This window comes from Saltatorellus ferox, from assembly GCA_007751475.1.
Classification (GTDB): Bacteria; Planctomycetota; UBA1135; order UBA1135.
In genome coordinates this window covers 6780785-6804420 of the sequence record CP036434.1, presented here as the reverse complement: position 1 = coordinate 6804420, position 23636 = coordinate 6780785, and the positions used below count along the sequence as shown (strand labels likewise).

The 23636-nt window shown below is 66.7% G+C and carries 12 protein-coding genes; 8 read left to right on the top strand and 4 right to left on the bottom strand.

The window, feature by feature from the left end; translation table 11 throughout:
• Positions 1–422: 422 nt before the first annotated feature.
• A complete protein-coding gene (locus tag Poly30_RS24625; protein WP_145203910.1) occupies positions 423–5321 on the bottom strand; it encodes a sigma 54-interacting transcriptional regulator in 4899 nt (1632 codons plus the stop codon).
• Between the two features lie 238 nt (positions 5322–5559).
• On the opposite strand from Poly30_RS24625, the gene Poly30_RS24620 reads away from it, so the two are divergent.
• The gene (locus Poly30_RS24620) at positions 5560–7386 is read left to right on the top strand and encodes a hypothetical protein (protein WP_145203907.1); all 1827 of its coding nucleotides are present in this window, start codon (positions 5560–5562) and stop codon (positions 7384–7386) included.
• Between the two features lie 78 nt (positions 7387–7464).
• On the opposite strand, the gene Poly30_RS24615 is transcribed toward Poly30_RS24620, so the two are convergent.
• A complete protein-coding gene (locus tag Poly30_RS24615; protein ID WP_145203904.1) occupies positions 7465–7755 on the bottom strand; it encodes a hypothetical protein in 291 nt (96 codons plus the stop codon).
• A gap of 244 nt (positions 7756–7999) precedes the next feature.
• On the bottom strand, positions 8000–11806 hold the full coding sequence (locus tag Poly30_RS24610) for an Ig-like domain-containing protein (RefSeq protein ID WP_419190624.1): 3807 nt from the start codon (positions 11804–11806) through the stop codon (positions 8000–8002).
• A 220-nt stretch (positions 11807–12026) separates the two neighbouring features.
• Here Poly30_RS24610 and Poly30_RS24605 point away from each other — a divergent pair, with 220 nt between their 5' ends.
• The 4 genes from Poly30_RS24605 to Poly30_RS24590 all read left to right on the top strand — a co-directional run bounded on the left by Poly30_RS24605 (position 12027) and on the right by Poly30_RS24590 (position 16392).
• Positions 12027–12590: a heme NO-binding domain-containing protein gene (locus Poly30_RS24605; RefSeq protein WP_145203898.1), complete on the top strand. Its 564-nt coding sequence runs from the start codon at positions 12027–12029 to the stop codon at positions 12588–12590.
• Positions 12587–13909, top strand: a complete 1323-nt coding sequence (locus tag Poly30_RS24600; protein WP_145203896.1) for an ATP-binding protein — start codon at positions 12587–12589, stop codon at positions 13907–13909. Before Poly30_RS24605 ends, Poly30_RS24600 begins: the two co-directional genes overlap by 4 nt.
• Positions 13896–15128 (top strand): response regulator, encoded by a 1233-nt coding sequence (locus Poly30_RS24595; protein ID WP_145203893.1) that lies wholly within the window; start codon positions 13896–13898, stop codon positions 15126–15128. Before Poly30_RS24600 ends, Poly30_RS24595 begins: the two co-directional genes overlap by 14 nt.
• A 94-nt stretch (positions 15129–15222) precedes the next feature.
• A complete protein-coding gene (locus tag Poly30_RS24590; RefSeq protein ID WP_145203890.1) occupies positions 15223–16392 on the top strand; it encodes an EAL domain-containing response regulator in 1170 nt (389 codons plus the stop codon).
• 75 nt (positions 16393–16467) lie between these two features.
• Here the strand turns inward: Poly30_RS24590 and Poly30_RS24585 are convergent, their stop codons facing one another.
• Positions 16468–17997 carry a hypothetical protein gene (locus Poly30_RS24585; protein ID WP_145203887.1) on the bottom strand — a complete coding sequence of 510 codons (1530 nt, stop codon included), beginning with the start codon at positions 17995–17997 and terminating at the stop codon, positions 16468–16470.
• A gap of 98 nt (positions 17998–18095) precedes the next feature.
• Here Poly30_RS24585 and Poly30_RS24580 point away from each other — a divergent pair, with 98 nt between their 5' ends.
• From Poly30_RS24580 to Poly30_RS24570, 3 genes are all read left to right on the top strand, one after another.
• On the top strand, positions 18096–19562 hold the full coding sequence (locus tag Poly30_RS24580) for a hypothetical protein (RefSeq protein WP_145203884.1): 1467 nt from the start codon (positions 18096–18098) through the stop codon (positions 19560–19562).
• 158 nt (positions 19563–19720) lie between these two features.
• Complete coding sequence (locus Poly30_RS24575) at positions 19721–22441, top strand: sigma-70 family RNA polymerase sigma factor (RefSeq protein WP_145203880.1); 2721 nt, start codon at positions 19721–19723, stop codon at positions 22439–22441.
• Positions 22442–22588: 147 nt separating this feature from the next.
• The gene (locus Poly30_RS24570) at positions 22589–23629 is read left to right on the top strand and encodes a carboxypeptidase-like regulatory domain-containing protein (RefSeq protein ID WP_145203877.1); all 1041 of its coding nucleotides are present in this window, start codon (positions 22589–22591) and stop codon (positions 23627–23629) included.
• The last annotated feature ends 7 nt before the right edge of the window (positions 23630–23636 follow it).

The window sequence follows — 23636 nt, the reverse complement described above, 5'->3', positions numbered from 1 at the left end:
GCTGTTTAGCACTCTTCCTCTTCGGCTCGTCAATAGGATCTGCCTACCAGGTCGGTGCGGGATGGGGCTCGGGCTTGCTCCGAGGGCTCCTACCAAGGCAACAGAGGAAGGAAAGGGAGCGGCGGGCTGGGAAGGTCGCGGCGGCCTTGTGACAGATGGAGGGTTGGTAGGGAGCGCGCTTGGCCCTGGCCTCCACGATCCGGATCCTTGTCTTCGTCTTTCAACGCGGAGGCCGGGCCCAAGCTTGCTCGCCTACAACCTTCCACCCCTTACAAGGGCTCCGCCGCCCCTCGACCCTTCCGCCTCCTTCCCTTCTTTGATTGTCATCGGTCGAGTCCAGGGGACAGCGCCGCAAGGCCGAGAGCCACGCCCTGTAGCCATGGCCGGTTGCTCTTGGTCCTACAGAGTCTGCCGCCGACGCCCTATTCGTCGCCCCACTCCTTGATGCGCTGATAGATCTTCGCCCGGGAGATCCCGAGCAGCTCTGCCGCCTTGCGCTTGTCATTGCCCGTGGCCGCGAGCGCGTCGAGGATCGCCATCTTCTCCAGCTCGGCCATGGTCCTGACTCTTCCGCCCGTGGAGCGCACCTCCGCGGCTCCCTGTTCGCCCGCGCCCTGCGACGGCACACGGACGAGTTCGGGGTCTTCGATCGCGGCACCGGAGAGCACGGACAGGCGAGAGACCTCGTTGGAGAGTTCGCGCACATTGCCGGGCCATGGCCGATCCATCAGTCGCCGAAGGACGTCGGCGTGGATCGTCTTCGGCGCTTCCCCGGCGCGCGCATCCAGCGCGAGGAAATGCTCCACGAGAGCCGGGATGTCCTCGGTGCGCGTGGAGAGAGGCGGCATCTCGATCGTGACGCCGTCGAGGCGGTACATGAGGTCCGCGCGGAAGCGGCCCGCCTCGACTTCGACGCCGAGGTCTCGGTTCGTGGCGGACACCAGGCGGAAGTCGACGGCGCGCTCATCGGTTTCCCCGACGCGGCGCACCTTTCGAGTCTCCAGAACGCGAAGTAGCTTCGCCTGCAGCTCGGAAGGAAGCTCGCCGATCTCGTCCAGAAAGAGCGTGCCGCCGCCGGCGCGTTCGAAGAGTCCTTCCCTGTCGGATTCGGCTCCGGTAAAGGCTCCCTTCTTCACGCCGAAGAGCTCGGACTCCGCCAGGGACGGCGGGAGGGCCGCGCAGTTCTCGGCGACGAAGGGCGCGTCCTTGCGGGGGCTCAGGGAATGGAGCGCGCGGGCCGCGACCTCCTTGCCGGAGCCACTCGGTCCCGTGATCAGGGCCGCGATGTCGGCGCGGCCCACTCGATGGATCATGGCACCGACGGTTTCCATCGCGCGGGAATCGCCGATCAGTCCTTCCACCGGAGAGGCCATCCCCGCTCGGTCGAGCGCGCGCGTCGCCTGCTCCAGCTGGGCGCCCTGGGTGACGACGCGGCGGCGCAGTTCGGCCGCCAGCGAGCGATTCTCTTCCAGTCGGTGGACCTGACGCATCGCGAGCGCCGCTTGACCTCCAAGGAGCTCCAGCAGCCGCTGCTCCCGCGGCCCGAACGCGCCCGGACGCGTGCGATCGTCCACGACGACGACGCCAGCGATCCGCGGTGAAACGAAGAACGGCGCGACGAGGATCGATCGGAGACGCAGCTCCTCGACCGATCGCGCCGCGCTCCATTCCTCGTGCTCCAGCGCGTCGCTCACCCGCAGGCTTCGGCGATGCTCCAGTGCTTCCTCGACGATGGAACGGGAGAACTCCACGTCCTCGTCGCCGATCTCGCCGCGGGACGAGTCGAACGCCGTGTCAAGTTCGAGCGCGCCGTCCTTTGACATCACGATGAAGCCGCGCTCCGCGCCGCTGATCTCGATCGCGGCCTCGACGATGGCGCCGAGGAGCTTCGAGCTGTCCTCCTGTCGCACGAGCCGTTCGTTCAGCTCGAGAATCTTCATCACGTCCATTTCTTCGTCGCCCTTGGCGCGCCATCGCTCGATGGACGCAGGTTTCGGATCAGGCACGCCCAGAAGGGTCTCTTCGGCGCGGCGCGCTTCGTCTTCGGTCAATCCTTGCAGCACCCGGGTCAAGCGCACGTTCGCGGCCTGGCGAGCGCGGCGCTCGAGCAGGTCGAGGCCTTGCGTCGCGGCGATCGCTGCGGCCTCCATGGCGAAGCGCGCCGCGTGGGCGTCGCGGCCTTGTTCACCGAATCGACTGGCTGCTTTCAGGAGCGCCTCGACCTGGCCTTCGGGCGTCGCCGCGGGTTCGCCTTCGAGGCTCGGCACATCCAGTCCTGGCGGTGCTTCGCCCAGTCCCCTGAGCCATGCGGCCTGTGCGTGCCAGTCGGCCACCCGTGGGTCTCCGTCGCTGGACCCAGGGGGGACGAGGCCTTCCAGTCCGACCCTGGCGCGAGCGAGGTCCAGCGCAGCCGACGTGAGCGCGTGGGAGCCCAGGAGTCCCACGGCTTCGAGCTCGACTCGGGCCTTGCCCAGGAGGTCCATGGCGCGTCGCAGATGTCCGCGATCGAGCAGCATCAGCCCGAGCGTGCCGCGCGTCGTCGCAGCCGCCGAGAGCCGGCCCAGGCGCTCGCGCCGTCCGAGGGCTGAGATCAAGGGCTGCTCGGCCTCCAGCCAGCGGCGCTGGTCCTTGAGGAGGGTGCCGAGGAGGCTCTGGGCCTGCGCTTCGCCTGCGGCCGATCCGATCGCCTGGTAGAGCGCACGGGCCTGCTCGAGTTCGGCGTGGGCGGCATCGAGTCGGCCTGTGCGCCGGGCGAGACCGAATCGGTTGATACGGATTGCGGCCTCTGACTGCGGCGCATCGGCGGAGTCCGCCACGCTCAAGGCTTGATCCAGGTAGGTCCAGGCCAGCGCCGTATCCCCTCGGCGTTCCGCCGCGAGCGCGGCGAGTCCGAGCATGTCCATCCAGGCGAGGTCGCGGCCTGGCTCGGATGAGGGCAGTGCCTCCCGTGCCTCCTCGAGAATCGTATCCAGGCGCTCCAGGTCGCCCTGCTCCCACGACGCATGCCCCCGCTGTACGAGGCCCTGGAGTGGACGACCTGCGCGATCGAACGAAGCCGCGCTTGCTTCGAGGTCTCCGGCGATGTGCTGGAGAACGCCTTCGACCTCTTGGACCACCGAGGCGTCCCCTGAGAGCGCCGCGACGCGTCTGGCCTCCGAGCCATCGCTGCAGCGAGCCAGGCTGAGCGCGAGTTGACCCATGAGGCTCGTGGGGAGCGGGCGCTTCTCCGATTCGAGGACGGCCCGCGCTGTCCGGAGGCCACGGGCGATTCGCGTGCGAAGGCCCTGCCTCTCGAGGCTCGCCACCGCCGATTCGACCACGTGGATCAGCGGGTCGCCTGGCCCTGCAGCCGCGCCGAGGGCGTGCACCCACTGGTCCGGGAGGCTCGCCACCGCGTTGATCTCGTCGGGGCCAGACATGAGCGATTCGAGGGCCGCTCGATGCAAGCTTCGGAGCGCGTTCGGTTCTAGCCCAAGTTCCTCGAGACCGATCGCGCCGTTCGTCACTTGAAGGGTGCCGTTCGCGGGGGAACTCAAGAGCCCTTTTTCGAGCAGCTGCCGTGGAGCCCTGGAATCCGGCGGGATTCCGGCGGTTCGCAGGGCCTGGTGAAACGGCGCGGTTCCCCCCAGAAGGATCAGCGCAGCCAGGAGGTTCCTCTCTGCATCCGTGTGGCTCCGCGGCGACCGTGTGGATCGACCGCTCAAGAGCTGAGCCGGCACGAAGGTCTCGCGAAGCGAGACGCTGGCGGTGCTTCCATCCGTCGCGCCGAATTCGAATGCGCCCTGCTCGGCGGCGGAACGGAGGAGTCCGTTGACGCGCGCCACGGAGCCCTGCCCCAGCTGGTCCAGTCGGTCGACCAGATCCTCCAGCCCTGCGGCGTCGCTGTGTTCGCCGCCAGCCACCCGGGTACCGATCTCCATGAACAGATCCGCCCGAGCGAGCGGCGGAATGGCGTGCAGGGAAGCAGATGCCCACGGAGAGTTCGCGCGCGCGATCCTCGGACGCCGAACCTCGGAAACGATCAAGAGGACGACGACGTCGCCCTCCGCCAGGGCCGCATGGGCCACGACATCGAGCGCCTCCAGGGACCATTCGTCGACCTTCGTGATCGACACGACGATCATTCCAGGAGGGGCCGTGGAGAGTTTCGCCCCCGTGGAAGTCGTGCCCGCCACGTACTGGACCTCGGAGGCGATCCGTCGATCCAGGTCGAGGGTGTTCTGTGCCTGGGCCGTCAGGCGCCCGAGGTCCACCTTGTGAACCGCTCGCCCGGCGCACCGCCAGCGTATGGCGGCTGCGTCGAGGACGCCGTCGGCCTCCTGGTCGTCGGTGGATGTCGCAAGGAGAAGTCCAGGCGATGACTCGGCCACGGCATCGAGCCACGCATGTCGCCCCACGAGAAAGGAAAGCGGGCGAACCGACGCGACCACGGACCTCTCCGCGGCGGGACCGCGGTGCCCGAGTCCGTCGAGAAGGACCTTCCAGGGAGGCGTGCCCGAGGCCGATCTTCGCTCGGAGGGATCACGCGCGAGCAAAGAGATGAGTAGATCGCGACTCCACGTGGGGAGCGCGTCGAGCGTGATCTCGGCGGCGTCGAGAAAAGGCTCGGCGGGAAATCGACCGTAGAAGCGAGCCGGATCGACCTGGACCTTGGCGAGCGCGAGGGCCAGCACCGCCGCGGCGCCGAAGTGGTCGCTCTCGGGGGATGGAGCCGCTCCGATCAGCACCTCGGGTGCGATGAAGAGCGGCGTGCCGGAGCGGCGCATGCCCCCGTGGGGGGCGTTCGACCCCGCCTGGAGCGAGGAGGAAAGCCCGAAGTCCGTGAGGGACGCCCTTCCGTCCGGTCCGACGATGATGTTGCCAGGCGAGAGGTCGCCGTGAACGATGCCCGCAGCGTGGACATCGTCGAGCGCAAGGAAGATGTCGGCCGCTGCGCTGGCGAGCTGCTCATCGCTTGCGGTGCGAGCGAAGACCTCCAGCGACTCGCCGTCGATCCACTGGCGCGCCAGCCATAGCCCGTGCTTGCCCCTGAAGTCTTCACGTCCTGGAACGGGCCTGGAGAGCGGCCGGGTTGCCGCGGGTACGGCTTCGAGAGGACCCCACGCGCGAATCGAGGCGACCGCGTCGGACGAAATGTCGTGCAAGGCGCTCCATTCAGCCAGGGCGCCCGCCTCTGGATCCGCCAGCGCGCGGACAGCCACCAGCTCTCCTTCGAGCCGGGCCTGAAGCACGACCTCATCCGGTCGGCGCGCCAGAACCCTCAGAACCTCGATGGATTCGGGTAGGCGGCTGACGAGGTCTCGAGATGAATCGGTGCTCATGGATCCAGAATCTGGACTGGAAGGCTGGTCCTGATGGGAGACGCGGGGTCTCCAAAGGCACGCTGGGGTGCCCCTGAACGCCGCTGGAGCCCATGATGTGGAACGAGGGAGCGACTCTGTGGACCACGGGCAACGCTGGCAAGCGGATTGCAAGGATACCCTTACAGACGACAGGTCGGTGCGGCCTCAGGCTGACGCCGTCGCTGTCAACTTCCCTCGCTTCGATCCCATTCCCGTCATGGCCATTCTTCTTCTGACCAGCCTCCTCGTCGCGCAGTCCATCGGGACCTCGCTCCCGCCAGCCAATCCCCTGGCAGGTGTGCGGCGTCCAGCCCTGGCGACACTCGAGGGCGCCCCTGGGGCAGGAGTCACGGGATTGTTCGATCTCCGCAGCGGGCAGTTCGTGCCGGACCGGCTCGATCCAGCGCTCCGGTCCTGGGCGAACCTGGAGCCGATGCCGATCGATATCTCGGGCCGCTCCGAGCTGACGAGCGGCCTGGCCCATTCGGCTCAGCTCCGCGTGGACGCCGGTCTCGGTTCCCGGATCGTGCTGCCGCGGGGCCGAGGTTCTCTCTGGATGCTTCGGGGGACGCGCGCGGGTCTCCCTGGCTTCGCGCTGGTGCATGTGGCAGCCGATGGTCACCCGCGGCTGCTACTGGAGCGCGACGCGCTCGCGTTCGGCGAGAGCCCTTTCCTGCCCAAGATCGGCCTCGACCCGTGGGCCGCGGGACTCATGGTCGCCACGGTGCCAGGCGCGGGAGGGGACCTCATGGAAGTGGACATCGACTCGGCGGCCGTGGAGGTCAGGACGAGCCACCTACCTCCCCTGAACTTCGGGGTGGACGGTGTCTGGCTGGGCGAGCTCTGGGGTTTCGGCGTGGCCTCCGATGGACCGTATCGATTCCTCCGTCGGGCCGGCGCGACGGCCGCTCTCGTCCAGGTGGCCGGTACCGCTCCAGCGGTCTGGCGAGGTGACGCTTTCATGAACCCTGTGTGTGGTGCTGCGGTGGCCGTTGCAGGCTCGGCGCCTGACGCATGGCAGCCCTTCGTCTTCGATGCCGTGGGAATGGCACGGGCCGCGTCCTCCGCGCCACAGGACATGCGCCCGGCGGGCTTCTTGCCCGAGTTCGTGTCGGGGCCGTTTCTGGCGCTCTGCAACGACGGAGTCACGGCAGCGTGGTGCGTCGAAGACGTGAATGTGCTGATGGAACCTTTCACCGACGTCGTCCTCGGTCGAGCCGAAGCGGTTCCCACGACGGTGGTCGCGAGCGGTGACGCTCAAATGGTGGACACCTTGAACGAGGTAGGGCGGGTGACGCCGAGCCCAGCAGGCGGCATTCTGTTCGCCGTGGGGGAACCCAACGTGCCTGCGGAAGGAGGGCTGGAGGGCGCAGAAGTCCTTTCGGCCGCGCTGGACGGTGCGGGTCAGCTCACGCTTCGGAACCTGAGCGGCACGTCCAACGACACCTTGCTGCCCCTCTTCGATACTGCGCTCCCCACGTGGACTCCGGCTCGAGTCGTCTTCTTGAACGAGGAGTACGCCCTGGTTCAGGACGATGACGGCAAGGAACTTCAGGTCCTGTCGCTGATCAGTGGCCAGAGGACCACGGTCCTGGACGCCATTCGCGAGGTCTACTGGATCGAGCCCGTGGGCCCTTCGGGAGGCTGGGTCGCGGCGATCGAGCGCGACGACGCGAATCGTCGCCAGCAGATCATCGCCGCAACATCAGCCGGGCAAGCGGCGAGCGTCCTGGATGCCGGATCCCCGACCGTTCAGTACCTGAAACAGGTCGCGCACCACGCGTCCGGTGCGGTGGCCTATATCCGGCAGGACGCAGGCGTCGAGTTCCTCGACGTGGTCGAAGTCAGCACGCTTCAGCTCCGGCGCTGGAGCCAGACGCCTGGCGCGTTCCAGCCGCCGCTCGCGTTCATCGGGCGAGGCTCGCTGGCGTTCACGCGCCAGGCAGGAGCTGCAGGCGGTGAACAGCGCCTGTGGAATTTTCGCTCAGGAGCTCCGGATCGCGTGATCTCAGCTTTCGTGCGTCCTTCGATGATCCTTCGCTGACCCTCCGATCGCCGCGGGCGGCCGCTCCTTCGAGCGGCTCGTCCCCGTCGGGTCACACCGGCCGGATCACGAGTCGGATCACGCGAGAACGGTGAAATACAGCGCCAGTCCGACCGCCACGACCGCGAGTGCCAGCGCGCCCAGGACGACCGGGTTCGTCCCTCGCGTCTCGCGCAGACGATCCTTTTGATCCAGCTGCGCTCGGGGACCGCCGGTCACGGGCGCGTGTTCCGGCGCCTGCGGCGCCGTAGAAGTGCTTCCGCTGCTCGTTTCACGGACCGTGTCGCTGACATGGGTCGTGGCCTTGCGCACGGTGGGAGCGGCACTCGTGCCACCGATCTCGGTCTTGGGCGTGGTCTTGTCGTGCATGGTGTTGTGTTCGGTCGAGGCAACACGTGCCTCTCATCCGACGCTGCACCATGCGCCGTCGAGCTAAGCAGCGCCTAAACGTGGCAGGAATTCTGGTTGGGGGATCCCCCTTGATCAAAGCTCAAGTCTGGCCTCGGCGCGCTGGCTCACTCGCCCAGCAGCCCTCCTTCAGGCAAGACGAGGCGTGCGCCGGAACCGTGGTTCCGGCGCACGCCTCCCTATCGACCATGAGCCGAGCTTCGACCTACTGGATTTCCACGGTGACGAACGAGTCGCTCGTCATCGTGAAGGTCGCGCTCTCCGTCGTATTGCCATCGAAGGAGAAGTAGCCTGGAACCTCGAAGTACTGGACGACCGAGCCGTTGGTACCGGTGGCCGTCACCGTCACAAGCGTGTTCTCGGGAAGCGTGAGGACATCCCCGTCCGCCACGCTGACCGGTCCGCTGCCCGTGTCGGCGGTGACCGTACCGCTACCGAAGATACTGATGGTGAAGGAGAGAGTGTAGTCGGTCGAGCCTCCGCCGCCTCCACCGCTGCCCGTTCCGCTCTCGTACACGGAGTGTGCTTCCGTCTGGAGGTCGAGCAGGGCTTGCTCAAGGCTTCCGTTGCTGCTTCCGATCGCGCTGATGGCGGCGGGGAACCCCGAGACGCCATCGATCGCAAACAGCTCGAGCTCGTACTCGACCAGGTCATAGCTCGTGAGCACATCCGACATCGAGGCAGGAAGGCCGGGGACCTTGATGGAAGATACGTTGGGCGAGAACCAGCTCGTCCATTCAACGCGCTTGCCCGTCGCCGTCGTGTAGACCACGCGAGCCTGCCCGATGTCCAGACTGGATGCGTCCGTGCCGCCCAGAGTCCACGAGAGCGTTCCATCAAGCCAGGTCATGCCGGACAGGATGAGGTCGGGTGAACTTACCTGGACCGGGCTCGTCGGGATGGATCGGAGCGTCGTGTACTGGCGGGTTCGTGAGCTGCCGCTGTGCTCGTGGACGAGGTAGGCGTCCGTCCAGTCAAGGGGGAACGCGAGGGTCGACTGGCCGCTCGTGCTCTCCGAACCCACGCCAGAGCGCTGGGAGAAGATCACGCCCTTACGTCGGACGGCGCCGCCTGCGGGAGCCATCATGTCGAGCTGGCTCTCCGTGGCGAACGGGATCGTGCTGAGCGCAGAGCCGTCGACCGTCACGGAAACGGTGGTCCCGTCCAGAGTGGAGGGGTTCAGATCCAGCGCAAAGCCCGCGGCGGACGGCGCGTCCGACGGCGCCGCCCAGACGGGCGAACTCGGAGAGTCCTGGACCGCAGCGAAGGCAGAAACAAGGCCGTCCGCCTGCTGCTGCGCCAGTGAAACTCCGAGAATGGAAGCCGGCATGGCCGGAGTCCAGAAAGTCTCCGGGTAGGCGAAGCGGCCGCTGGAACCCGTCATGTAGTCGGTGCTGGTCGGCCCGCCGTTCGCGTCCAGCTGGACGATGGGGGCGGCGGAGGTGCTTCCGCCGCTGACGGTCGTGAGCGCCCGGCGCACACCCAGAAAGGACCGCAGGCGAGTGGTGTTGCCCGCGGTCTCCGCGAGCGAGAATGACATGGTGCTCTGGGAGACGTCGCTGAAGAGCGCGAGACCCGTGCTATCGGTCGTCACGCTCTCGGCGAAGCTGCCGTCGGAGACATGGTGCCGGAAGACGCTGGCTCCGGCGCTGGGGTCGGCCGCCTTCGCGGCGCCCAGCACCTGCGCCGACGCGACACCTACGGGGTACACGATGGCCACGAACTCGCGTGTGAAGTCGGTCGCACCCAGCTCAGCGGTGGCCGTGATGGTGGCGATTCCAGGTGCGACGGCCCTGTAGGTCAAGCCTGACGCGTCGATGCGAAGTGCCGCAGGATTCGATGAGGCGAAGGTAACCGGCGCGCCAGCGACCGGCGTGGAGCCCACCATGACCGTGGAGGCGAACACCCCCGTGTCGCCGACCTCGAGTCCGTCGATTGCATTGGAGAGTTCGATACCGTCGACCTCACTCCGAGCATGGACGGTGATCACGCGAGTCGCGACGCTCGCGTCGCCCACGGCGTGGACCGAGATCGTGGAGGTACCCGGAGCGATGGCCGTGATCTCACCGAATGGACCGACGGTGGCGACGCCGGTGTTCGACGAGGACCACTGGTAGCGAAGCTGCTGAAAAGGAGCGTTGGTCGCGCTGTAGGCCTGCGCCGCCGCGAGGACCGTCTTCCCCACAAGTGGGTGGTCGTTTCCGAGCGAGAGCTCGACTCGGTCGATTGCCAGCGGGGCGACGGTCAGCTCGAAGCTGGCGGTCTCGCCGGAGGCGGAGGCGGTGATGGTCGTCGTGCCTGAACCGTACGCGTCGATGAGTCCGGTCGACGACACCGAGGCCACGCTCACGTCGCTGGACGACCAGGTCACCGGTGCGTTGTTGATCACGCTGGAGGTCGATGTCTCGGTCACGTTGGCCGTGGCCTGCAGCGTTTCGTATCGGTTGATCGTGGTGGCGGTGCCAGGGGAGCACGTGATCGAAACTGGCGCTCCCGGATCCGTCGATCCAGTCGTGAAGGTCGAGACGACCTCGTAGGCGAAACCTCCGTGGATGTACTGTGCGCTCTGGAAGAGGGACTCACCTGCGAGGTCGGTCAAAAGGGTCAGGGCGACGATGGAATACTCGGTGTCAGCCTTCAGGGGGAACACAGGGATCAAGCCGAAGAGGCTCCCGACGGAGTTCTGCTCGGCGAAACGGGTGCCGAGAACGTCCCCCACATTGGGCGCAGGAGCGAAGCCAATGAAATAGACGTCGGGGTCACGATGCAGACCTGAGGTCTCTTGAACCACGAGTCCCTGGAGAGACGTGGGGTCCATGCTTTCGTTGAACTGGACGCGGATCACGCTGTTGCGGCTGACTCCCACTGCGCCCTCGGCAGGAAACGTGGCGGTGACGAATGGTCTGCCCGGCACGTCGTTGGCGGGGTGGAAAACCAGGTCGACCTCGAGTTCGTCGCCAGTGGTTGAGGCGCGGTATTGGAAGTCACGGATGAAGCCGTTGGCGTCCCCCATCACGTTGACGAGTCCACCCAGTCCGTAGTTCGTCACCTCTGCTGAGTACGTATCCGAGGCGACCTGGTAGACGGACGACCTGGAGGACACCAGGACCTTGGCATTGGTGATCGTTCCACCTGAGCTGTCTCGGAGGGTACCGGTCACGGTGACCGTTGGATTCTCGCTCGTGCGGGTGGCAGCGACGTACGAGCCGGTGCTCGACGGGCTCATGGTGCCACGCTCGGCCGATTCGCCAGGGCTGGACGCGAGCGTGCTGTCGGGAACGATGTAGCGCCCTTCAGGATCCACGGTCCCCGTTCCGATCGTGATCCGCTCGGTTCCCGTGGAGCCGAAGCCCACGAGGTTCACGCCGGCCGTGTTGGGTGGGAGCCCGGCGGTGTTTGGGAGAAGGATGACCGGGTCCACGTCGAAGGTGACGCCCGCCGGCTGAAGGATGAGGCCGCCCACCGGGGCCTGGTCGCTTTCCAGCGAAGCCACCGGGATCGACCCTGGAAGCGCGTCGCTGATGGACAGCGGGCCCTCGGTTCCCTCGGGGAAGGTAACGATGGTGGTCTGGACGAAGCGTAGGGCGGGACCGCCAGCAGGCACGCGGAGCTCCGTTCCCGATGGGATCACGGCCTGGCGATGGACGTCCAAGCTGAGCGGAAGGGACGCACCGACCTCGGGCAGGGTCAGGAATGACTCACCGAACGGGACGGCGCCTGGCTCGACGACGAACGTCGATGCCCTGAGGGAAGCGAGGTCGCTCGCCTTCGAGCCATCGGCGCGGATCACGGTGGAGCCATCGATCAGGAGCTCGTAGGTGCCTTGGGGGACGTCGTTCAGCGAGTATTCACCGAGATGGTTCGAGAATGTCGCGTACGAGCCTGACGCGTTGGACAGCTGAACGGTGGCGCCAACAGCACTCCCACCCGGCCCGAGGAGGGTCCCCGAGAGGGTCACGGGGTCCGGGGTGGGGGCCTGGGAGTCGCTGCCGCTGCACCCTGTGAGTGCCACGGCGAGGGAGGCGAGAAGCGTGGGTAGCGACCGGGGGGGACGAGGAGTCATAGGAGGGGATCCGAGGGCCAGAGTTGGAATTTCTTTCCGGTCGTTTCGGATCCATTCAGGCGTTGCCTTGAGGCGATAGAGAGGAAATGCCAGGGCATCACCCTGGACTTCCTGCTCGCGCGGGAAAACCCATTCGCTCCAGATCGCCCTGCCGCTGCTAACCGGGCCCATGAAAGGCATCATCTTCAAACACTTCGAGTCCTTCGTCGTCGACAACTTCGGTGAGGCCACCTTCGAGGACCTGCTGGACGCGACCGAACTCGCCACGGAGGGGCCGTTCGTGGGCCCGATGACCTATCCGGACGAGGACCTCTTTGCCCTGGTCGGGACGGCGATCGCGAAGCTCGGCATCTCGCTGAACGATGCGCTGCACGCCTTCGGCGTGTATCTCTTCGGCAAGCTCGCGGCTCAGGTCCCGATGTTCGTCGACAGGGAGGCAGGGCTGAAGTCTTTTCTCCTGACGATTCACTCCGTCATCCACGTCGAGGTCCGTAAGCTGTTCCCGGACGCGGAGACGCCTCGGTTCGACTACGTGGACGTGAGCCCCAGCTCGCTCGTGATCCACTACATGTCGTCGAGGCGTCTCTGCCCGCTTTTCCGGGGCCTCATCGACGGCGCCGCCGCCCACTTCGAGGAACGCGTCGAGTACATCGAAACGGGCTGCATGCACCACGGTGCCGCGCGCTGCACGTTCGAGATTCAGTTCAAGGGGAGCGTGAGGCAAGCCGCGTGACGGACGACCGCGAAGTCATTCTGGAGCGGAGGCTCGGCCGAGCCAAGGCGGAGATCGCACAGCTCGAGTCGATCATCGAAGATCGATCTCGTTCGCTCTTCGTCGCCCAGCAGGAGCTTCAGGAGACGGTCGAGTTCCTGACCCAGGTGCTGGGCACCCTCGAGAGCGCCGTCATCGTGACGGATGCCAATGGAACGATCGCGAGCGTCAATCGAGCAGGTGCGCGACTTCTGGAGGTCGAATCCGAGGAGGCGGCGTTCGGCAAGCGACTTGGCCAGCACCTTCGTACGCTGGACGGCCAGAGCGCGCTCGAGGTCAAGGACGTCCTGGGTGAACACAAGGAGGTCGTCCTGCTGGCAGAGGACGGGGCCGCCAAGCAGATCCTTTGTGCAGGCGCCGTGCTCGACCGCGGAAGCGTTTCCCCCGAGTCCTACGTCTTCGTGGCAACGGACATCAGCCACCGCAAGAAGCTCGAGGTCGAGCTCCGCCAGGCGCAAAAGCTGGAGTCGGTCGGGCAGCTCGCGGCAGGCATCGCCCATGAGATCAACACGCCGATCCAGTTCGTGGGGGACAGCCTGACCTTCTTGCAGGAGGCGTTCGAGGACAACCTGAGCCTTCGCGCGGCGCAGTCCGAACTGATGAAGGCGGTCGAAGCGGCGGGCGTGGCGGAAGCGGAGCGGCAGGCTGTCCTGAAGATCGAGGAGGACGTGGACCTGGCCTTCTTGATGGAGGAAACGCCCGCGGCTCTCGAGCGTGCGCTGGATGGCGTCGGCCGGGTCGCCACGATCATCCGTGCGATGAAGGAGTTCGCTCACCCCGGCACCCACGAGCAGGCCCCAGCGGACCTGAACCGCGCCGTCGAGACCACGCTCACCGTAGCGCGCAGCGAGTTCAGGTACATCGCGGAGCTCGAAACGAGCTTCGGCGACCTCCCCCACGTGATGTGCATGGTCGGTGACATCAACCAGGTCGTGCTGAACCTGATCGTGAACGCGGCGCATGCCATCGAGGAGCGTCAGAAATCAGACCCGGCGCCTGGACTCATCCGCGTGAGCACCCGGGTGGAAGGGGAGCGCGCCGTGATCGAGGTTCGTGACAACGGCACAGGTATTCCCGAGAGCGTGCGCGACAAGGTCTTCGATCCCTTCTTCACGACGAAGGCCGTGGGCAAGGGGACAGGACAGGGGCTGGCGCTCGCGCACAAGGTGATCGTGGATCGACACGGGGGCGAGCTGCGAATCGAGACGCCCGCTGAAGGAGGCACGGCATTCCTGATTCGACTTCCCATCTCGCGAGCTCGAGTCCATGACGCAGCCTGAGAAACAACGCATCCTGTTCCTTGATGACGAGGAGGACGTCTTGCACTCGCTTCGCTGCGCGCTTCGGCGCGAGCGCGGTCGCTGGGACATGCGCTTCGTGACCTCCGGCGCCGAGGCGCTGGCTTCGCTCGAGCAAAGTCCGGCCGAGCTGATCGTCTCCGACATGCGCATGCCCGGGATGAACGGTGCGGAGTTTCTCAGGAAGGCGAGCGAACTCTTGCCAAGGTCCGTGAGGATCGTGCTGTCCGGCGAGGCCGAGGACGAAATCACCGTCCGCGCGATCCCCTTCGCCCATCAATGGCTGGCGAAGCCCACCGAAAGAGACGATCTCGTTCGCGTCATCGAACGCTCCCTGAAGACCCGGGAGGTGACGCAGTCCGGCGCTGCGCACGCGATGGTGACGTCCACGAATCGACTCCCGATTCTCCCGAGCGTCTACCTCGAGCTCACGGCTCTCCTCTCGAACGACGACGCGTCGATCGAATCGATCTCGGACATCATCGAGCATCAGCCGTGCGTCAGCGCGCGCGTCCTGCAGCTCTCGAACTCCGCGTTCTTCGGGATTCCGCGCACCATCGAGAGTATCCGCGAGGCAGTCACCTTCCTCGGATTCGCGACCATCTCCCAGCTGGTGCTGGCGGCTGAGGTCATCAGCCAGCTGGAGCCTTCGGAGCAGGCCTTCCCGATGGATCAGTTCTTGAAAGAGGCAAACGCGACTTCGGCGGTGGCGAGCGATCTCTTGGGGCGCGGACCCGCCGCCCACACGGCGGCTTCTGCCGGGCTCCTCCATCACATCGGACAGCTCGTGCTGGCCCAGACTCCCGAACTGGGAGCGAGCTACATCGCGGAGTGCGTGGGCCTGCCCCACGACCAATGGTCCGACGTGGAGATGCGGCTCTTCGGCGCGACGCACGCCGACGTCGGCGCTGCGCTCCTCGCGGTCTGGGGTCTACCGCACGAACTGGTCGAAGCGGTGGCCTTTCAGCATGATCCCGATCCGCACCTGTTCACCGGGATGGAGGCGGCCGTGGCCGTCCACATCGCGCATACGATCGTCAGTCATGAAGTGGCGAAAGAGCAGGATGGTGCGTATTCGGAGGATGGACCGCGCTTCTCCGAGGGAGCGTCGGCCTACCTCGACGGCGAGACCTTGTCGCGACTCTCCGCTCTGGCGCGCCGTGCGTTGATGATCGAGAGAGCCGGTGCGGAAGCTACCTGACGGCTGATGGGCCGAGACGAGCCGGACGTCCTGACCATGGATGATGCGGAACGAGTGGACGAGTTGAGCTGATATCCAGCCAGGAAAATGACCCTTGAAGAGAACCGATAGCCGAGAGGACAGGACCATCCGCGTACTGCTGGTAGATGACGAGCCCGAGGTCACGCGCGCGATGAAGGTCGGACTGCGGAAGAGTGGCTGGGCCATCGAGACGGCGGATTCGGGCGACGACGCTCTGGCGCTGTGCCGTGAACAGCCGTTCGACGTGGTCGTCTCGGACGAGCGCATGCCGGGCATGCAGGGGAGCGATCTTCTGACGATCATCAAGCTGAAGTACCCCGACACGCTCCGCGTCACGCTCTCTGGCCAGGCCAGCCTGGAGCGCGTCGTGCACTCGATCAACGCGGCGGAGGTCCACCGCTTCCTGTTGAAGCCCTGTCCGCCCTCCGAGGTGAAAGCGACGATCGAGGAGCTTCTCGCCAAGCAGGAGGAGCTGGAGTCCCGGGCTCGCTCGACGGAGAACCTGAAGTCTCTCACGGTTCCCGACATCGTCAGCACGTTCGAGGACGCGATGGACCGGCTCTGGATGAGCTTCCAGCCGGTCTTCGCGCGGTCCGGTGAAGTCTTCGGCTACGAAGCGCTCGTGCGCACCGAGTCGACCGAGGTGAAGGGGCCGGACCAGTTCTTCGATATCGCCACGCTCCTCGGGCGCTCGCAGGAACTGGGCGCACGCATCCGGGACCAGGTGGCGCTGGAGATTCCGTCCGCGCCACAGAACGCCAAGATCCTCGTCAACGTGAACCCGGATCACCTCGACGACGCTTCGCTCTACCTCGACTCCTCGCCGCTGGCCCGCCACGCGGACCGCGTCATCATCGAGATCACCGAGAGAAGCTCGCTCAGCGCGGCGGAGAACCTCCTCGGGTCGCTCGAGCGGCTCGCCGAGATGGGATACGTGATCGCCGTCGACGACCTCGGCGCTGGCTACTCCGGACTCAACACCTTCTCCCTTCTGAGCCCGTCCGTCGTCAAGTTCGACATGGAGCTGATCCGGAACGTGGATCGGTCGCCCACGAAGCAGGCGGTCATCCGGGCGATGACGAGCCTGTGCTCCGCCCTGGGCATCCGCTCCGTCGCCGAGGGGATCGAGACGAGCGAGGAGTTCCAGACGGCGAAGGAGCTCGGCTGCGACCTCTTTCAGGGCTTCTTGCTCGGAAGACCCCAGCGCGGCTTCGTCGACGGGGCCGTCCGAAGCGCTGCCTGAGGTCGCACTGAGCGCCGTGTTCCGCCGCAAGACGAGACCTGGCTCCCGCTGCGACGGCAGCAGAGGCCGAGCGACTTACTGACGCTCGTAAAGCTCACCGGTGAAAGCGAAGCCTCGGATCGTGTTCAGAAGATCACCGTTCTGGTCGCGGTCCATCACGATGCGAAACTGCTTGCCGCTCTCCAGGTTGAAGTACGGGCAATCGGGCCCCGTCAGCAGATTGCCGTGGGCGAGGTCCTCCTGGAGATTCCAGCGCACGCCCGCCGTGTTGCGCCAGCGGAGGGTCGGGCTCGCGACGATGTCGCCGACGTGCCACGCGTTCTCGAACGGTTCGCGGTGGTACGTGCCGAGGACATCTTGGATCGTGATCTGGCTCCAGGTGCCCGGCGGCGTCGCGTAGCGCATCTTCGCGTGCAGCGCGGGTGTCGCCGTCTGGAAGCGCTTGTACATCGCCTCGTGGAAGTAGTCGGCCTCGTAGCGGCCGACGAAGTCCGAGGGCCACGTGCTGAGGTTGAACCATTGGTGCGACGACTCTTCCAGGTCGAACTCGGAGTAGCTGCGAAAGAGGTGGTGGAAGAACTCGTGCTGGAGCCACTGGGGCAGGTAGGCCTGGCGCTCGATTCTCGACATGTCGCCGCTGCCGAGGTGGGGCGGTTTGCGCAGGAGCCAGCGGTCGTCGATGATGAACAACGGCGACTGGTTGTCCGGGCCGGTGCCCATGCCGCCCGTGATGAACTCGCGGGTCGTGAAGGCTGGGTACTGCTCCGGAACGTGCGAGGGATACAGGATCCACCACCAGTCCGTTTCGGCCTTGTCCTGATCGGAGACGTGGGCCCAGACGTCGCCAGGGTTCGTGAGTCCAGCGTAGGTGGGGTTGGTGCTGGCACGAACCTCGAGGTCCACGGTCGGCAGGGGCAGGATATGCGTGTCGACCTCGAGCAGGCCCTGGCTGGCGGCGAAGACGTACTCGCAGAAGAGCTTCAGGGATTCTTGGACGCGCCAGGCGCCTCCCGCTTCGATGCGCGGGTCCAGCGTGTGCACGACCGGGATGCCCGTGCCGCTCTGCAGGTCCTGGTTGTTCTGGGGCTCGATACCGTGGCTCTGGCCGACGAGCAGGACCGTGAGGCGCACGGTGCGCGGCTGGAGACCGACGCCCGGCTGGGTGCCCGCGACGCGCCAGTCGGTCATGTCGCTCAGCATCCGCAGGCCGTAGTAGCAGGACGGCGAGCCGATGTTCAGGCCGAAGGGCTTCGTCGGGAGCGAGCCCCAGCTCGGCGCGCCGATCGGGTACTCGGCCCAGAGTCCCTGGAGCACGGACCGAGCGCCGAGGTAGTCGCCTGCGTCGTAGCGGGCCTGGGCGTCGAGGAAGACCTGGAGCGCGCGGACGGTCTGCCGCGGGAAGTTCATCAGCCCGTAGGGGGCGAGGAAGTTCAGGGCCGGGTCGGTGTACTGCGGCGTGGCCGGGGCGGCTTGCGGCAGGGGCGTGGTGCGGGTGGCCTGGGCGGCGAAGGCGGCGGTGCTGGCGATGGACAGCGCGACCGCTGCAGCACCGGCGCGCGGGAGAGGCAGTCGGGCCAGGAGGGTTCTGAGGGCGCGGTAGCACATGCCACAAGGAGAGCCCCTTTGGGGCCGGTGTGGCACGGAACCTGGGCAGAATTTCGCGCCCGGGGCATATTGGCTTTACATTGAGCCGCGGCGCGCGGATGGATCGCATTCCCGCGGGGATGATGGACGGATTCAACGCAGAACACCCCTTCAAGGGCAGCCGTGTCTGGCGCGCCGCACGCCTCGTGCTCGGGGTCCTGTCGTTCCTGATCACGCTCTTCGTCATGGAGCGGCTCAGCGCTTCGCGGGAGACTGCGGTCGTTCCGATCGCCGCGTCCGAGGCGTCTCCTGCGTTCGCGGAAGTGGTCCAGGAGGGGCCACTGGTCGAGGTCTCGGTGGCGCAGCGGCTGCCCGACGGCGAGACGCTGCCGCCGCCCGGCGAGACCGAAGCAGAGGCCGCCCCTTTCGACCCGTCAGATCTGGTGCCGGTCCACGCGGTGCTGCTCGATCGTTGGACGAAGGAGCCGCTCGGGAACGCGCCGTGCTTCGTGACGGACAGCAGAGACGTGATGGTCCCGGGCACGACGGACGAGGAAGGGGTGCTGCGGACGAAGGGACTCTTGCTCAGGGGGCCCGTCACGCTTCGATACGCCGATCGCCAGGCGCAGTTTCACCTGGAGCAGGGCGTCTCCGCAGAGGATCTGGCGAAGGGCGTATCGGTCGATGACACCCACTTCTTCTATCCGCGCGAGGTCAAGCTGCAGCGCATCCGGAAAGTTCCGCACAGCGGAGACCCAGCGTCTGCCGACGCCTGGAACATCAGCGTCAAGTGCTTCGTCGCTCTCGAGCTTCGCGGGATCGAGTGGATGTCGAAGGACGGCATGGAGGCGACGCTCGCGTCCGCCGATGGCACTCTGGAGCCAGCGGTCGCGGTCACGCCAGCCAGGTTCGTCTTCGACGAGCCGGACTGGCTGAAGAACTCGACCCTTTCGCACCTTGCGATCGAGATCGAGAGGACTCACAGCCGGGCAGAATCGAACGACTGGGCCAAGGCCGGAATTCGCCAGGAGGTCCCGGGAAGGAAGGTACGTCTCATCCGGTTCGAGGAGCACCGTCTTCTCCTTGCGGAGACCGAGGTGGCGACCGTGCCGCTCTGGGACGAGGCGGCGATCCCCTGTGTGTTCCAGGAGTTCGTCGAGACGGACCCCGATACCGTGCGAAGCCTCTTCGCCAGGCAGACGGCGGAGAAGATCCTCACCTGGCAGCGCAGGAAGTTCCGCAGCGAGGAGATGGCCAAGCTCCAGCTCGGCGCCATCGGTGGCGCGCTCAGCAGTCGAACCGGCCACTATCACGGTCGAGTGCGCGTGATCGCGCGGCCGGTGCAGCTGCTCACCGACACGTCGGTTCCCTACCCGAGCGGCACGGCCCAGGTCGCGTGGACCGAGGGCGCGGGCGGGCGCTGGTCCGGCCGCTTCGAGATCCCTGGACTGGCGCCGACGCGCTATCGTCTGAGCTTCAAGCTGGAGGGCGACGTGTCCCTGGAGGCGGATCCGATCGAGGCGTTTGCGCCCCATGACTTCGGAGCCGGTGAACTCGTGGTCGCGGACGACCTGGGGCCGCGATGAAGTGCATGGGGCGAGCGCGGGCATCGGCCGACTCGTGCCGCAGCGGCCGGGCCGCGCTGCCTCCTGGGTCGGGACTTTCCGAAGATCGCTGACATCGTTCCGGTGAGCGCGGGCAGTCGTGCAGTGAACGCCCTGGAACTTGTCTCTCTCGGATCCACATGCACTCACTTCACGACGACCTGACCCAGCACGCCGACTTCGTGTCGCGTCTCGCCCGATCCCTGAGCCGACCCGGCGACGATCCGGAGGCGGCGGCCCAGGAGGCCATGACCGCCGCGATCCAGCGCCCGCCCGGTTCGATCGACGAGCCGAGGTCGTGGCTGGCGAAGGTCGTGGGGCGCAGCCTCACGCGGTCGCGGCGCGGCGATGCCCGGCGGGCGGAGCGCGAGACGCTGGCGGCGCGGCCTCCCCAGGGGGGGCCGTCCACGGTGGATCAGCTCGCGGAGATCGAGCTGGGGAAGCGCCTCCTGTCCCACGTGCGCGATCTAGATCCGATCTACCGGGACGTGCTGTTCCAGCGCTACTACGAGCACCTGAAGCCGGCGCAGATCGCCGAAGCCAGCGGCCAGTCCCTGGCGACGATCAAAACGCGGCTGGCGCGGGCGCTGAGGGAGATGCGCGCCCGCCTGGACGCAGAGGACCCGGGCGGCCGAAACGCGTGGCTCGGCGCGGCGGTGGCTCTGGGTGGGGGAACGGTCAGTGTTCACGCGGGCGCCGCGGGCGCGGCGAAGGCGGCGGCGGGTACCGGGTGGGCGGAGTCGAGTGGCGCGCTGGTCGGCGTGGTCGCCACGGCGGGAGCGCTGGTTGCGCTGGGCGTCTTCGGGCTTCGTGATAGCCCGGACTCGGATCCGGCGGTCGTCCAGGCGACTCCGGAACGGCTGAGCGAGCCAAAGCTCGTGGCCACTGCGCTCGGTCCGATGCGCGAGTCGATCGAGACAGCCATGGAAGCACCGGGCAAGTCACTTTCACCTACGGCGGCGCCTGCCGTCAGGCAAGGAGATCCGATCTCGGCAGAGCTACCCGTGGGGACGTCGAGCGTCGCTCGCACGATCGAACCGAGGCCATGGACGGGCTTCGTTCGCGACTTCCAGGGCAGGCCGCTCGCGGGCGCTGTAGTGCGGGCCGAAGACAAGGACGGTGACGTTAGCCGACCGCTGGAAGCGACCACGGACTCCCTCGGGTACTTCCATCTGGGCCCTGCGCGCGGGATCACGAAGGCGAGAGTTGAATACCTGGACTGGGTCCCACTGACTCGGCCTCGACCGACGCGCGACCTCACGGGTTCCTTCAAGAGCGCCACGTTCCTGATGGCGCCCAAGGGGAAGCTCGAACTCCGGGTGACCTACGCGGATGGTAGTCCGGTGAGGGGGATGGACTACGCGGTTCGCATCAATCCCTACGGCGCGAACGTGGGGGATGCGTGGCTCTCCGATCAAGGGAACGTGGTGGGCAAGTCCACCGGAGAGCCGATCTCCATGGACGTGCCGAGCGGCGTTCCCTTGACCGTTTCGGTCCCCGGGGGCGAGATCGATCGATGGGCGAATGGGACGGGGCTGACGTTTCAAGATTCGCCGGACGGGCCCCCGATCCTCGCGGGCGCAGAAGGCACCGCTTCCGTGGACGTGGTGATCGCCACCGACGTGGAGGTTCGGGTGAATGTCCTGGGGCCGGACGGGGAGCCTTGTCCGGAAGCGAAGGTGCAATACCGCGGACGCAGGGACTCCACGGAGATGTTCGGCGGACCGGCGGCGCTCCCGTCCGAACCGGAGAACGAGCGCGCGCGGCGCGTGATCTCCGTCCGCACCGAAGAACCACTGACCGTCCAGGCTTCGCTTCGAGATAAGACAGAAGCATGGCAGATACTCACCGCAGAGGCCCATCTCACGCTCAGCGGTCGCTCCGCCCGAGAGGTCACCCTGCAGCTTCGGCCCTCGTCCCTGCACGGGGTGGTCCATGGACCGGAGGGACCCGTCCATCGTGCCATCGTCGAATTCAGGAACCTGGCGGATCCGGAGGCCCAGCCCAAGCGCGTCCCCACCGACAAGGACGGGTCCTTCCGGATCCGGTCACTCTCCCCGGGGTCCCATGCGGTCTCCGTGGAGAGCCGGGAGTACGAGCGAACGGAGTTCGGAGCGGTGAGGCCGGGCATGGAGCCGCTCACCCTCACGCTGACCGAGCCACTCGCGGCGCACGTGGAGTTTCTGCTGTTGATGGAAGGGCGGGAGCTGACGAGGTCAGAGGTCTGGTGGACGGTTGCGGAGGAGGATCTGGAGGCTTCGGCGGTCGCACGCGCGATGACTGCAGATGCCTTTCAGTTAGCTGTCGGAGTGACACCGTACGAAAGCGATGGAAACGGTCGCATGCGAACGCGCCAGACATACCGCAGCGCGCGGGGCGCTGTGGTCAACGGTTCGATCGCTCCTGGGCTCTATCGCTTTCACGTGAGAGGTGAGTACTGGGAGGAATTCAACGGAGGCTCCCGTGGCATCACGACGGACGCGATGGCGTCTGATTGGGTCGAGGTTCAACCGGGGAATCACTCCGTCGAGCTGGTGTTGCCGAAGGGGAGGACTGCTCGATGGGTGGGGCGCATCGCACCGTCCAGGCCATCCGGAGTGCTGGACCTGACGGCCTTCCATCGGATCGGCGTCGCCATCTGCAGCGAGGATGGCGACCGGATCCCGGTCGACTCCGAAGGGATCAGCTCGACCACCTTCGTGTACTCAGGCTGGCAAGGCCGCATTTGGGTCGACAAGATCCCACCAGGAGCCCACGAGGTCTGGATCGGCACCGAGGCCCAGATCGACGCGGGCCATCCGCTCGCGCGACACCTGGTGGAGTTCCCGGAGGGAACGACGGAGCTGACGCTGACGTACTGAGCAGGTACGCCAAAGGCAGATCGACGTTCCTGGCGGGACGAAACGCGGCGGTACCGAACCCGACCCAAAGCCGCCACGTTCGGTTTCAGGGGTGTCCCCTCGGACTTGAAACGTGGCGGCTTTGGGTCGGGTTCAGTACCGCCACGGGTGGCGGATGGGACGGGCGCGTTCGAGATTGCGCTCGGCGGCGGCGAGAACAGCGTCCACGCGGTCCTTCCTGGCTTCGTTTCCGCGCGAGCCGAGAAAGGACCGGACGGGGTCTGGCCGGAGGAGCTGGTCCTGGTGCTGGGGCCCCGTGCACTGGAGATTCGCGGGCGCGTGGTAGACGAGACCGGAGCGCCACTCGCCGGGATGCACGTGGGCGTACTCGACGGCGAGGCCTTCGGCGCCGTGGGTGAACTTGGTTCCGGCACAAGTAGGATGAAGCGCGTGGAGGACATGGCATCGGCCGCCGGTACCGCAACGTACACGACGTCGAAAGATGGCGCGTTCCGCATCGATGGGCTGCAGTCGCGCGCGTACCGCGTTCTGGCCCATGAACCCGATCGGCTTTGGGGAACCGAGGTGTCCGTGGAGGCGGGGCAGAGCGCCGTGGAGATCGTCATCGACAGGGAGCAAGGCTCGGGTCGGCTCAGGGGGCGCGTCACGGATCAGCGGGGGGACCCACTGCGCGACGTGGTTGTCCACGCGAGTCGAGCCTTCGGCGCGGAGGAGGATCACTACAACCGGGAGGCGAACGAACTCCATGGAGCGTCGGCGAGGACGGACGAGCTCGGAGTCTTCTCCTTTCCCTCGATGGCGCTCCTGGATGTTCAGTTGCGGGCCTATCGCGGCCTCGAATTTCAGGTTTACCACCGTGCCCTCTCCGACTTCGAGGACCCAGCCGAGGTCGACATTCAGCTGACGCGCAATGCCGAGTTTCGAATCGAGTGGTCGGAGGGAGGGCCGCCTGGAGCAGCACTCAGCATGGGGCTCGAGGTGTCGGATGGCTCCCAGGCGCTGATGTATCGGCGCTACGGGGAAGGCAGCATCATCTGTCTGGGGGAGGTCATCCTCGAGGGCGGAAGCACGCCGGTTCTGTTCGCAGGCGAAGGGAGCTACGAGGTCGTGCTCCTCGGCGAGAACGGCGAGGTCGACCGCTTTCCGCTCGAGCTAACGGGCGAGGGCATCCAGACCGTTCACAGGTAGGGCGCTG

Excerpts from the sequence above, each read along its gene's own strand:
- Poly30_RS24625 (WP_145203910.1), bottom strand. The coding sequence starts at position 5,321 with ATGAGCACCGATTCATCTCGAGACCTCGTCAGCCGCCTACCCGAATCC.
- Poly30_RS24605 (WP_145203898.1), top strand. The coding sequence starts at position 12,027 with ATGAAAGGCATCATCTTCAAACACTTCGAGTCCTTCGTCGTCGACAAC.
- Poly30_RS24620 (WP_145203907.1), top strand. The coding sequence starts at position 5,560 with ATGGCCATTCTTCTTCTGACCAGCCTCCTCGTCGCGCAGTCCATCGGG.
- Poly30_RS24595 (WP_145203893.1), top strand. The coding sequence starts at position 13,896 with ATGACGCAGCCTGAGAAACAACGCATCCTGTTCCTTGATGACGAGGAG.
- Poly30_RS24615 (WP_145203904.1), bottom strand. The coding sequence starts at position 7,755 with ATGCACGACAAGACCACGCCCAAGACCGAGATCGGTGGCACGAGTGCC.
- Poly30_RS24575 (WP_145203880.1), top strand. The coding sequence starts at position 19,721 with ATGCACTCACTTCACGACGACCTGACCCAGCACGCCGACTTCGTGTCG.
- Poly30_RS24580 (WP_145203884.1), top strand. The coding sequence starts at position 18,096 with ATGGATCGCATTCCCGCGGGGATGATGGACGGATTCAACGCAGAACAC.
- Poly30_RS24585 (WP_145203887.1), bottom strand. The coding sequence starts at position 17,997 with ATGTGCTACCGCGCCCTCAGAACCCTCCTGGCCCGACTGCCTCTCCCG.